Source organism: Paenibacillus sp. MCAF9, from assembly GCF_052114265.1.
GTDB lineage: Bacteria > Bacillota > Bacilli > Paenibacillales > Paenibacillaceae > Pristimantibacillus.
On sequence record NZ_JBFREL010000008.1, the window covers coordinates 1 to 13,004 of the forward strand.

Consider the following 13,004-nt stretch of genomic DNA (forward strand, 5'->3'; position numbering starts at 1 on the left):
CCTTATCAATTAGATAAGAAACGTTATATCGAAATGGTGCAAAAGGACAGCGAGCGCTCGGAGTGGAACATCCCTTCCTCCTCTTATGATGACTTGTGGAATCTGGACCCGGATCGAACCGCTGCCGCCGCATCAGCCGCTCAATCGCAGGCCGCTGACGCCAAACGTTTTCAACCACGGCCAGAAAAAGATCTCGTCTGGTTCATTGAGGAATACTCCCCTACTCTTGAGGATTGGCAGCGCGATATTCTATCTAGGCTTCGCGATGAGATGCGCTATTTCTGGCCGCAAATCGAGACCAAGATTATGAACGAAGGCTGGGCTTCCTACTGGCATCAGCGTGATGTACCAAGCTTGGCTTGGCCCTGATATTCATTTCCTTCGTATACTGAATTCGAATCCTCAGTATTACCACGAAATTGATATTATAAATTAACTTATAACTCTATTTTGTTTATAATTAACTCAATATTGATAGGATGGTGAATATCTTTGCTGGAATACCGTCTTCTGGAAAAAGTACTGCACGGCTCCTCTGACTTTCCGCTTGCCGTCTATAACGTAGATTATCTTTCTGGAAATCAGTCTATCCTTCCATTGCATTGGCACGAGGAAATCGAGTTGATTTATATTCGAGCGGGACAGGCTGTATTCTCCGTGAACCATGTGGAGATCCATGTTCAGGCTGGCGATTGTCTGATCGTCAATTCGGCAGAACTCCACAGCGGCTATTGCAACTCCGCATACGGTTGCTCCTACACCGCTATCGTATTCAAGCTATCGTGGCTATCCGCCCTGCATCCCGATTTCTGTCAGGAGCAATGCTTGAATCCGCTTCTTCGAGGAGATCTTTTGTTCCCTTCCCTGCTCACTCGACGGCGAGTGCAGGATCGTCTATTGATTGACCGAATCGAAGATTTGCTCGCGGAATACCGGGTCGAACGCGAAGGATTTCAGCTTGGTGTCAAGGGACGGCTTTATATGATTCTCGCAGTTCTCTACCCGCATTTGATTCCAAAGCAGCTATACGAACGCACCAATCCTTTAAACACGAACAAATGGAAAAACATGATTCAAGTGCTGGAGTACATCAACGAAAACTACAAATCTCCACTCACGCTCGACGATCTGGCATCCATCGGCTCCATGTCGCCATCCCATCTATGCCGGCTATTCAAGGAACTGACGGACATGAGGCCACTCGAATATATTAATATGCTCCGCGTCAACAGCGCCGCGCTTATGATCCAGTCCGGCTCGTGCAGTATGCTGCAAGCAGCTCTCGAAAACGGCTTTCAGCAGCTTAGCTACTTCTCAAAGCAATTCAAGAAATATAAGGGAATTTCGCCTTCAACGTTTAAACGCCTGCAAGGGAATGCATCATTACCAAAAGAATCACTGTAGTTGAATAGCCGTAGTTAAGGCCATAGTTGTGGTATCTAAAAGGAGGAAAAACCATGTATAAGGTGCTGATCGTGGATGACGAAATTTTTGTGCGCAAGGGCTTAATAAGTCTAATGGATTGGTCGTCTATGCAATTTGAAATCTGTGGTGAAGCGGAAAATGGGAAGCAAGCACTGGACCTTATCGAACAACAGACCCCCGACCTAGTTATTGTGGATATACGCATGCCTGTGCTAGATGGTCTGGAGCTGATTCAAAAGGTGAAAGCGGAGTGCGAGCATCAACCGCTGTTTATTATTTTAAGCGGGTACCCCGATTTCTCTTATGCCCAGCAAGCCTTCCGCTATAATGTGTCGGATTATATCCTAAAGCCCGTTGATGAACAGGAGTTTACATCCACTTTAAAAAAAATAGCCAATTCGCTGAATCAAAAACAGCTCTTATCGATAACGAAAGAAAAGCCGCTTATCGAAACCGTCATCGAAAGCTTGCTGCAGACCGAACCAAGCGAGCAAGTGATGGCGCGGATTGCCCATGCGCTGGAGCTTCCACTCTCCTCTTCCTATACGTATATCATTGCAGAAATACAAGATACGTTGCCTCAAGGGGAAATTGATTATTTTCCAGCACTGCAAAAGGCACTCCAGCAATATCTTCATCATGAGGGACAATCTCTGCTCATTCATGTACGCGCGTACAATCAATATGGCTTTATTGTGCCTCAGTTGTGGCTGGACGAGCAAAACAATGCAGAGCGGACGAACTTCACCAAGCTGCTTGAAATGCTGGAGACGGAGCTCGCAACGACGATAGCTTTGTTTATAGGCCATTCGACTAGCCATTTAAAACAAATTGCTCAATCCGGAATCAGTGCCGAGGAATGCTTGAATTATCGTTTTGCCGCAGGCTCTAACGGCATCTTTATGGCATCGGACCTGCATAAGCTGCCCTTGTATTACTTTGATGTGGATGAAGAACTGCATAGCAAGCTCATCTATGAGGTTGAAGCCAATCAACTGAAAGGTTATCATTCCGCCATTGATGCCATTTTTATTGCCTTTCAGGAGCGGCATTTCGCTCCGGGTGCCGTTACGAATACCATTAGGCGAATCATGATTGCTATCATCAATATCATCCGGCAGCTGGGAGGAAACGAAAAAGACCTGCAATGGTTGGACGAATTGCTTAATTGGCAGAAGAAATACCGCAATTTGAAGCAGATAAGACATGTTTTCTTGCAGTTTATAGAAGAAGCGGCTAAATATATCGCGGAGAAGCGAGGCGAAAAGAACGAGGGCAGTATTGAAAAAGTGAAAAAATATATCGACAGCCACTACAAAGAAAACATCTATTTGAAAGGAATAGCTGCCGAATTCCATATGAATCCGGTCTACCTCGGTCAGTTGTTTCGCAAAAATTACGGCGTTTATTTCAATGAGTATGTGCTGTCGCTTCGCATAGAGGACGCCAAGCGGCTGCTGCGGCAAACGAAAAAACGCATGTACGAAATCGCGGATCTCGTAGGCTTTCAAAATGCCGATTATTTTGCCGCCCAGTTTGAAAAGCTGGAAAACATGACGCCAACGGATTATCGGAATAAGATTATCGGTAAAAAATAAGGAGGCTCCCCCATGCTCAACTATCGGTTTCATCATCTGAAGCTCCGAAATAAACTGGTCTTCATTTATATTGTATGCGTATTCATACCGATCGTACTGACTAACGTGATGTTCTATAATGTAACCACCATTAACATCAAAAATCAGAAAACGACAGATGCGGAACAAGCGATAAATCTTTTGAAAGCCGAATTTGGGGCAGTCATTGAAGATGCAGCAGGTATTTCTTATCTGTATTCGATTAACAAGCAGCTCAACAATCATTTAAACACCCTCCATGCCTCTCATGACCACTATGTGGAGTCACTAAATGCCATATCAAATTTGTTCAACCGAGCCGACAAGGAGTACAAATCCATCAGCTCCGTTGTGATTATGAGCGACAATCCGTCGATACTGGCTTCGAGCCATATCATCAGGCTCGAGAACGAGATGCGGAATACGGATTGGTATCATCAAATTAAAAATTTCAATAACACGTATCCCTATTTGTATGTGACGTCCGACAGTATCAGCGTTATTCAAAAGCTATCCGATCCCCGCATTGAAACCTATGAGCATGTCATGAAAATCGATTTAAATATGGAATACATTAATCAGATTCTTGATTTATCCAGCTTTGAGGGGGATTTTTACTTTATGGATCCGTCTTCTCAAGCTCGTTACGGCCGTCTGTCGAGCGGTCAACCAAGTGATTTGATCAAAACAGGACGGACACTAAGTCTCAAGGAAATACCCGTACCGAATAAGGCAATCATCATTAGCAAGCAATATCATAATAACCGCTATTTGGGAGACTGGACGATATACGGAGTAATGGATGAAGAGAAAATTTTATATGATGTCCGGCAATCAGGGCAATTTATCCTTTGGTTTGCAGGAATTAATTTCCTTGTGCCTACGATCGTGATTGTTATTGTTTCCCGTTCGATCCATACACGCATTCAAAAGATTCTAAAACACATGAAATCCGTAAAAGGCAAAAACTTCGAACGTATTCCTTATCATCGAGAACGGGATGAGGTCGGCGAGCTTGCAGTGGAGTTCAACCGAATGAGCGAGCGGATTGAGAATCTGATCAATGATGTGTATGTTACAGAAATACAGAAGAAAGAGCTGGAGCTAAGCCAAAGACAAGCTCAACTGCACGCGCTGCACAGTCAGATCAACCCTCACTTTTTATTCAACGCGCTCGAAACGATCCGAATGCGGAGTCAGATGAAGGGTGAGCTGCAGACGGCCAAGACGATTCAGAACATGGCGAAAATTTTCCGCAAATCCATTATTTGGAAGCGAAGCTTCGTTACGATTCGCGAGGAGCTTGAATTAATGGAAAGCTTCCTGGAAATTCAGAAGTACCGTTTCGATACAAAACTGGAGTTTCATATCGAGGTGGATCAATCCCTGCTGGATATTGAAATTCCGAAGATGACCTTTTTGCCGTTTGTGGAAAATGCAAGCATTCATGGCATTGAGAGTGTGCCAGGCATCGGTTATATTACGATTCAGATCGCGCAAGAGCAAGGTCAGATAGTCTTCCTTATTGCAGACAACGGGGTAGGCATGGATCAGGAAAAGATCAGCGAGCTTCATCATTATCTCCATGAGGAAGCGATTATGGGCGATTCCATCGGAATGAAAAATGTCATTACTCGCCTGAAAATATGCTATGGTGAATCGTTCAGCTTCGCGATTGACAGTTCTCCAGGGGGAGGCTCACGGATCATGCTGCGTCTACCGCTGGACAAAAAAAAGATAAATTCCGAGCAATAAGTACTTAATTATTCAAAGACCGATCTAAGCTTTGCTATATAACAATCATAAACACTATCTTCTATACTGAAAGTGCTTACAATACTTTGATAGAGAAAGGGGATACAGCAATGCGCAACAAAAAATGGCTGCAATCCAGCCTGGCCGTTCTAACGGCTATGACAATCCTCCTTGCTGGCTGCTCAAGTAATGATGCAGGAGGAAACAAAGTAGCAGAAGGAACGAAAAGCGAGGTAAGTACTGAACCGGTAACCTACGATTACTTCGCCTTCGGTACGAATAAAGACGTGCTTGCAAGCAACACGACCATCGGCAAGATCCTCCAAGGTCAGACAGGTGTCGATTGGAAGATGGAATATGTTGTAGGAGATGCAAGCACAAAGTCTGGTGTCATGATCGCCGGCGGCGATTATCCTGATGTCATCTCTCCAGTAGGCGAGCTTTCTAAGCTACTGGATGCAGGCGCATTCATCCCGCTCAACGATCTAATTGAGAAGTATGGCCCTAACATCAAGCGTGTCTACGGCGATTATATGGACAAGATTACGAATGAGGATGGAAACATCTATATTCTTCCTTTCACGGCCAATGTAAACGGTTATTTGATGGAGCCGGACGCGTCCAGTACATTTTGGATGCAAAGACGTGTATTGAAAGAATTTGGTTATCCGGAAGTGAAAACGCTTGATCAATATTTTGATCTGATCGAGAAGTATCAAGCCAAATACCCTACGGTAGACGGAAAAGGTACGATTGGCTTCCTTACTTTTGCAGGCACGCCTGGTGAGTTTTTCACCATCACCAATCAGCCGATGCATCTAGCCGGATATCCAAACGACGGCAACGTCATGGTTGACATGCAAACTCATGAAGCCAAGCTTTATATGGCTAGCGAATATGAGAAGCGCTGGCTTTCCTCACTAAACGCGGTAAACCGGAAAAGCTTGCTTGACCCGGAAACCTTTACTGCTAACAAAGACCAGTACCTCGCTAAACTTACGTCCGGCCGCGTGCTGGGATATGTCAACTATGCTTGGCAAATTGGCGATGCTACCAACAATTTGAAAGCCGCAGGCAATGACGACCTACGTTATGTGGCGCTACCGATTGTCTTTGACGAAAGCATAACAGATGCCTATATCGATCCTCCCTCCTTTGTAAACAACCGAGGGCTCGGAATTACCGTGAGCGCTGAGGATCCGATACGAATCATTAAATATTGGGATAACCTATTGACCGAAGAAAATCAGAAGCTCATTCAATGGGGTGAGAAAGATGTCACCTATTCGGTAAATGAAGAAGGCCGTTTCGTCATGAGCAAGGAGCAAGTAGCCAACCGCAACGACAATGAATTCAAACGCAAATACGGCTGGGCATACTTCGATTATGAGTGGCCGCGATATGGCAACAACTCGGTGTACGAGGACGGCAACGCTCATGTGCCTACTAGTCAGCCAGAGGTTGCGGCGGTCAATTACACGGAGGGCGATCTAGCCCTGCTAAAAGCCTACGGTCTGAAGACCTTCTCCGGCTTTTACTCCGAACCGGTAGAACGAGCTTGGTACCCTGCCTGGAGTATCGAGAAGGAACAAGGCTCTCCTGAACAAATCTTCAATCAGAAAGCAGGCGATCTACAGCAGAAATACTATCCAAAAATGGTGTTCGCTTCTGAGGCAGCCTTTGAGTCCATTTGGAATGAATATATCGCAGAGTTTAATAAGCTAGGTTCTGCTGGATTTGAAAAATTTGTTACCGCCAAAGTAAAGGATCGTATCGAAGGCAATTGGTAGACTGCAGGATCTGAATGATAATAATGAACCGGGAAAAGTGAAGCCACTTCACTTTTCCCTTCTAAGCTTGCTCAAGAGAGACAGTTTTAGCCGGAAGGGAGATGGATCGGGTGAAGAAACATGCAGTACAGCTGGCAGGATCGACTTCTGTCGATTCGCGCCTGAGAACCTTATTCAAAACATTATCCAAACAGAAAATGCTAATGCTGATGTCATTGCCTTTTCTCCTCTGGGTTATCCTATTTAAATATATTCCGCTCTGGGGATGGACGATTGCCTTTCAGAAATTCAAATTGGCAAAGGATCTTTTTGACCAGACCTGGATCGGTTTAGATAACTTCAAGTCTTTGTTTCAGGAACAGCAGTTTTATCTCGTCCTGCGCAATACGCTCGTTATGAGCTCTATTAATCTGGTACTGGGATTTGCAACGGCCATTGTGCTGGCGCTGCTGCTAAATGAATTGCGTAAGGTTTATTTCAAGCGAACGGTGCAGACGATTAGCTACTTGCCGCATTTTATTTCATGGGTAGTCGCTGCAAATATTGTGCAAACAGCACTCGCGCCAGAGGGTATCGTCAATGTATTGCTGCTCCGATTGCAGCTCATCGATCATCCTATTTTGTGGTTGGGAGTTGGTGAATATTTCTGGGGAATCCTCGGAGTAACGGAAGTATGGAAAAATGTAGGCTGGAATACCATCATTTATTTGGCTGCTATTACAACAATTGATCCGACTCAATATGAAGCGGCTGAAATGGATGGCGCTTCGCGCCTTCAACGGATGTGGCATGTTACGCTTCCGGGCATGAAACCGGTCATTGTCATCCTGCTCATTATGAATTTGGGCCATATTCTGGAGTCCGGGTTCGAAGCACAGTACTTGCTAGGCAATGGTATCAATGTTGAATTTTCGGAAAATCTGGATATCTTCGTCTTGAAATACGGGATGCAAATGAATAACTTTGGCTTGGCGACCGCCGCCGGGATGTTTAAAACCGTGGTCAGCTTCATCTTCCTCATCGCAGCCAACAACCTCGCCAAACGAATGGGCGAAAGCAGATTGTACTAAATGAAAGGAGGCAAAGGTTATGGAACAAGCCAAAACAGCTCGAAATTCTTCGATAGGCGATAAAATATTCGATGTGTGTAATATTATTTTTATGATTATTCTGGTTATTTTGACCCTTTATCCCTTCTTGAACATGTTTGCCTTGTCGTTTAACGATGCGAATGATTCGATTCGAGGCAGCATTTATATTTGGCCACGTGAATGGACGCTGAGAAACTTTGAATATGTGTTCAACGAATCCAATGTTTTTTATGCGACCTTTATCTCCGCGGCGCGGACGATTATCGGGACAATCATCTCCGTCTTTTGTACGGCGATGCTGGCCTATACCATTAGCCGTCCTGAATATGCATTAAAAAAAATGGTATCTATGATCTTTATTTTCACGATGTATTTCAGCGGCGGCTTGATTCCGACCTACCTGCTGACCAAAGAGCTTGGGATGTTGAACAGCTTCTGGGTATACATTATCCCCGGCATTATCGGCGTGTTTAATATGATTGTTATCCGTTCCTTCATTGAAGGATTGCCGGAGGGCATTATGGAGTCGGCCAAAATGGATGGCGCCGGAGACTTTATCACATTTACGCGCATTGTGCTCCCGCTTACTATACCGGCGCTTGCTACGGTGTCTCTATTCGTAGCGGTATCCCAGTGGAACTCCTGGTTTGATGTATTTTTGTACAACTCTTCCCGGCCAGAACTAAGCACCTTACAGTATGAACTGATGAAGGTATTGTCTACATCAAGCGCTACAACGAGCTCAGGCGGCTCGGCTGCCGATGCCTTTGCTAATGCCCAGGGCAATGTAACGACGGTTACGCCAACATCTGTTCGCGCAACGATGACGATCGTAGCCAGCTTGCCCATTATTATGGTCTATCCGTTTCTACAGAAGTATTTTGTCAAAGGAATGGTCGTCGGTGGTGTGAAAGGTTAATGACAACTATAACAAAGCTTCAACTAACGAGAATGTAACCTGATTAGCCCTTTCGCTTCCGCTCGGAAAGCCGAAAGGGCATAATTTCAATTCAACCTTTTACCATTAGTTTATATTATTGGTTGTTGTAACGCATTTGAATATTAATCCATAAATTTCTTCTACTTAATATAGTAGATCTAATTACAAGGAGGGGCTCATGACCCATATTCATTATGTAGAATGCAATACTACGCACGAAAAAAATTTTGTTATCGATGTCCCCATTGGCAATCACTGGCTCCTTGTCATCAATAAAACTCCCGCACAATTCTGGGTCAATGGCGAATTAAAGGAATATCCCGCCCATAACGCCATTCTGTATTGCCCGCAACAAAAAGTATATTACCAAGCCTGTGCGGATCAATTCGTCAATGACTGGATTCGCTTCGAAACCAATGAACCTTACTTTACGGAATCTTCGCTTCCGTTAGGCGTTCCCTTTTTTCTAAATGATCCGGACTACTGCTACAAATTATTTGAACTGCTCGTCATTGAACACAACTTTAATCGAGATTACAAAAAATCCTCCATTGACTGCTTACTCCGTACGCTGTTCAACAAGCTATTAGAATCTTACTTTCAAGTTGACATTTTGCCTCAGCATTATCCTTTATTGAAGCTTCGCATCGCCATTCAAAACCATCCTGGCGATTATTGGACGGTTTCGAAAATGGCGGATTATCTCTGTATCAGTCCGGGCTATCTTCAGAATATTTATAAAAAGACATTTGGTACCTCTTGCATGGATGATGTCATCAACAGCCGCATTCGAATGGCCAAAGAATACTTAATTCACAGCAATCAGAGCATTGCTGAAATAGCCACTCTTAGCGGTTATCATAATGTGGAACACTTCTGCAGGCAATTCAAACAAATAACGGGGTATTCGCCAAGAAAATTTCAAAAGCATGTAAATGAATAATTTCCATCCCGGACTACTATGTCAAAATCGGTTCATCCGAATGAAAGGGCGCTGCGGTTCAGCCTGTTGTTCTTGAAATATTGCTCCACTAGAAACTTCATAATTTCGCTAGGCTGCTCCTTAGAAAACTCGGCCCGATCTGCGAACAGCATCCCATACGGGGCTTCGGGTGTATAGGGCTCCCATTGGGGCAATTCCTCTCCTGTAGCATCTAGTCCGTTCGGGTCTCCCGACTGGATGAAATTCACCCAGTAATTGCACATCTGGCGCGCCAAATCATAATGTTTGCCTACAAATGGTCTCCAGCATTTAGCGAGCGTCTCGAAGAAAAACCAGAGGTCCACCGAGTGAAAAGTGCCAGGGTTATCCCAACCCGGTATTTCAGCATCAAAATTATAATAATACAGCGGGGTATCGGCACCAGCATCGGCGCTCCCTTGCGCAGCAATTCGAATGGCATATTCAATGCCGCTCACCGAGGCCTTCTTCTTGCTCTCTTCGAGATGATCAGGCTGAACGCTGCAAAGCTCCATAAAGGTTTCGGCATCATTGCCAAACAAAGCGATGGCCATTTGCTTGAAGTCGTCAATGGTGTCGACTTGCGGAACGCTGAAAAACTCGGTGGACGTATGACCGAACATTACCGGTACCATCCAGCGCTTGTTTTGAAGAAACAATTCAAACGGGTTACCCAAGCTAAACACTTGGTCTGCGACCGTGCCCCAGAATCCACGGTACTCCACCGCCTTGTCGCGGAGATACACCGCATCCAGCTGCCTAGCTTCTGCAAGCGAGGATATACCGAGATACTCAAAAAACTTCACACCGTCCTGTTCCGCTTCTGCCAAGCTGCTCCGAAGAAGCGGCATAAGATTTCCCGGGTATAACGGCGTAAAGATTCCGCTTTGTATAATTGCCCTTTGAAAGAGCCCTTCATTCTGAGGTGAAGTAAGCTGGCTCATGACGCTTCCACCGCCGGCGGACTGCCCTCCGATGGTGATCTTATTAGGATCGCCGCCGAAAGCTTCAATATTGCTCTTGACCCACCTTGTAGCCGCCTGCTGGTCGAGATTGCCGAAGTTAGCGGGAGCTTCGGGGGCTTCCGCCGTAATGTCGGGATGGGACAAGAACCCAAAGACATTCAGACGATAGTTGATCGTAACCACCACGATGCCCCGTCTAGCTATGCGTTCGCCGTCAAACTCCATTTCGGAAGGATGGCCAACCTGCAGTCCTCCGCCAAAATACCATACATAGACCGGTAGTTTTTCATCTGCACGATTGGCTGGCGTCCATACGTTTAGGTAAAGGCAATCCTCGTCCATCGCAATGTCAGGTTCCACAGCCCACTCCCGGGTATAGATATTGTTTTCGTCGATCTCTTGTCTCACCTGCATCGATATCGGCGCGAATTCGTATGCTTTTAATATGCCTTCCCAATCTTGCGCGGGCTGAGGGGCACGCCAGCGGTTTTCGCCAACAGGTGGAGCTGCGAATGGGATTCCTTTGAAGCTTGTAATTCGCGGGTCCGCTGCTGGAAGACCCTGGACTATACCATTTTTAACCTTTATGATTCTAAGCATTGACAACGACTCCCTTCAATTTGAGTAATCTAGTACAAGAGAGGAGTATGAATATTCATTCATACCCCACTTGTTTGAAATGATGAACGATTTTATTTATTTGCTTGCTAACGCTTCGGCACGCATTTGAACGATTTTTTTAGCTTTTTCCGTATCCGAGGCAACGACATCATTCCAACCCAAACCCACCACATCTGTCTTCATCTTTGCCCACAGCTGGTCGAAATCCCCTTGATTTTTTGCAAATATCATCTTCCATGATGTGTTTTTTACATAATCCGAAATTTGGCTTCGCTTGTTTTTGATATCAGATGAATCGACACCAAAACTTGTATTAATGTTAGGTACAATATCGATCATATTATTTTTCAGGTAGTATTCCGTTGCGTTCGTTGCATTAAATGTACTCTGCCAATCTGTCGTTAAGGTTGTCTTGTTGGCTTCTATTGTGGAGCTCCAGTAATTATTGTTGTAAAACTCTCCTGAATCGGGATCCTTCACAAAATCGCTCATGATCATACTATTGATTTTGCTTTGGCCATCCTGATAACCGCCGCCGCCGTACTCCTCCGGAACTGGAGTATTTTCCTGAAATGCCGTTTGACCGACTTGGGTCAGCTTAAACTTGCCGTCTGCTGTCTTTTCGTAGTTGAAGCCTTCAAAACCATTCGTCGTGTAGCGCAGGCCTTCAGGAGACACAAACCAATCCAAAAATTCCATAATTCTGTCGGGCTCTTTCGCTTTTGACCCGATAGCAAATACTCTCCCGCTGCCGTAATAAGCATCGCTGCTTTGAATGATTCGGGTGTCAGCAATCGGAACTGCGACATTCCCATCTCCGTTCATCCCTCTTTCAATTGAGTTGTAAAACCCTCTTTGCCATGAATACCACAAAAGAAGCACCTGCTTGTTGGTAAGCTTCTCAGCAACCTTGTTCCAGTCCTGGGATGCCGAGTCCGGATCGATCAGGCCCATTTGATTTGCGGTAAAATAAAATTGTAGAATTTTTTTGTACATGCTGTTGTCATCGATGAGCGGCGCAATATCACCTTTTGCATTCAACTGTATCGTAGAGGTACCATTGGGCTGTTCATAACCATACCAGTTGCTTAACCAGCGTACATTTTCCATGCCTCCCCCGTCCCAATCCTTCCACAATGTGATCGGAACAATCGGTTTGCCGTCTGGAGTCTTAGGGTATTCTTCCTGCATCTTCTTCAGTACACTCAGTAGATCGGAAAGATTGTTCAGCTTAGGAGCTCCTACTCCCTTATAATAATCCCAAGGCAGAATTGGACTGGAGTAAGGCAGTTCTTCTGAAAATGTCGTTGGTGAAGTATCCGCTACAAAAGTCGGCAGACCATAAATCTTGCCTTCCGGATTTACTTTATCGAATCCTCCATTAAAAGGCTTGAAGTGATTGTCCACATATTTTGACAGATACTTCGTATTCGCAACTCGATCGGTAATATCCATAACAAGACCGACCGGAATCAATTCTTCCAACTGACTATTCTCGATGATCAGAATATCTCCTAGATCACCTGCTGCCGATCTAGTCTTGTATAACTGATCGCCGGCTACCTGTGGTGCAAGAATGTTGAGCGTAATATTAAACTTGTCTTTGAGAAGCTTCCCATACCACCCGGTCTGCTCTCCTTGGTAATTTGCCGCATTGCTGAATACGGTAAGGGTTAGCGGCTTGCTGTGATCAATCGTGGTGTGGTTTTGTGGTCCCTTCTCATCAGTGCCGGGCTCCGATTTGCTGCAGCCGGCCAATGCTGTTGTCACCGTGAATATGCAAGCGAACAACACCACCATCGATTTTTTCACCGCTTTATGACGATTACTCAATGGTAAA

The 13,004-nt window shown here is 45.1% G+C and carries 10 protein-coding genes; 8 read left to right on the top strand and 2 right to left on the bottom strand.

Annotated features, from left to right (window positions below):
• The 8 genes from AB4Z45_RS15645 to AB4Z45_RS15680 all read left to right on the top strand — a co-directional run.
• A partial coding sequence (locus AB4Z45_RS15645; protein WP_441910258.1) for a SpoVR family protein occupies positions 1 to 369 on the top strand: 369 nt, incomplete at its 5' end.
• Positions 370 to 492: 123 nt separating this feature from the next.
• The gene (locus AB4Z45_RS15650) at positions 493 to 1,404 is read left to right on the top strand and encodes an AraC family transcriptional regulator (RefSeq protein ID WP_441910259.1); all 912 of its coding nucleotides are present in this window, start codon (positions 493 to 495) and stop codon (positions 1,402 to 1,404) included.
• A gap of 53 nt (positions 1,405 to 1,457) precedes the next feature.
• Positions 1,458 to 3,023, top strand: coding sequence for a response regulator transcription factor (locus tag AB4Z45_RS15655; RefSeq protein WP_441910260.1), 1,566 nt, complete (start codon positions 1,458 to 1,460; stop codon positions 3,021 to 3,023).
• A gap of 12 nt (positions 3,024 to 3,035) precedes the next feature.
• Positions 3,036 to 4,796, top strand: a complete 1,761-nt coding sequence (locus AB4Z45_RS15660; protein WP_441910261.1) for a sensor histidine kinase — start codon at positions 3,036 to 3,038, stop codon at positions 4,794 to 4,796.
• A 110-nt stretch (positions 4,797 to 4,906) separates the two neighbouring features.
• Complete coding sequence (locus AB4Z45_RS15665; RefSeq protein ID WP_441910262.1) at positions 4,907 to 6,586, top strand: ABC transporter substrate-binding protein; 1,680 nt, start codon at positions 4,907 to 4,909, stop codon at positions 6,584 to 6,586.
• Between the two features lie 161 nt (positions 6,587 to 6,747).
• Positions 6,748 to 7,656: an ABC transporter permease gene (locus AB4Z45_RS15670; protein WP_430060463.1), complete on the top strand. Its 909-nt coding sequence runs from the start codon at positions 6,748 to 6,750 to the stop codon at positions 7,654 to 7,656.
• A gap of 19 nt (positions 7,657 to 7,675) precedes the next feature.
• On the top strand, positions 7,676 to 8,596 hold the full coding sequence (locus AB4Z45_RS15675; protein ID WP_441910263.1) for a carbohydrate ABC transporter permease: 921 nt from the start codon (positions 7,676 to 7,678) through the stop codon (positions 8,594 to 8,596).
• 199 nt (positions 8,597 to 8,795) lie between these two features.
• On the top strand, positions 8,796 to 9,560 hold the full coding sequence (locus AB4Z45_RS15680; RefSeq protein WP_441910264.1) for a helix-turn-helix transcriptional regulator: 765 nt from the start codon (positions 8,796 to 8,798) through the stop codon (positions 9,558 to 9,560).
• A gap of 32 nt (positions 9,561 to 9,592) precedes the next feature.
• On the opposite strand, the gene AB4Z45_RS15685 is transcribed toward AB4Z45_RS15680, so the two are convergent.
• Together AB4Z45_RS15685 and AB4Z45_RS15690 are read right to left on the bottom strand one after the other, a co-directional pair.
• Entirely contained in the window at positions 9,593 to 11,143 is a 1,551-nt protein-coding gene (locus AB4Z45_RS15685) for a carboxylesterase/lipase family protein (RefSeq protein WP_441910265.1), read from the bottom strand.
• A 96-nt stretch (positions 11,144 to 11,239) separates the two neighbouring features.
• On the bottom strand, positions 11,240 to 12,997 hold the full coding sequence (locus tag AB4Z45_RS15690; RefSeq protein ID WP_441910266.1) for a hypothetical protein: 1,758 nt from the start codon (positions 12,995 to 12,997) through the stop codon (positions 11,240 to 11,242).
• Positions 12,998 to 13,004: the final 7 nt, after the last annotated feature.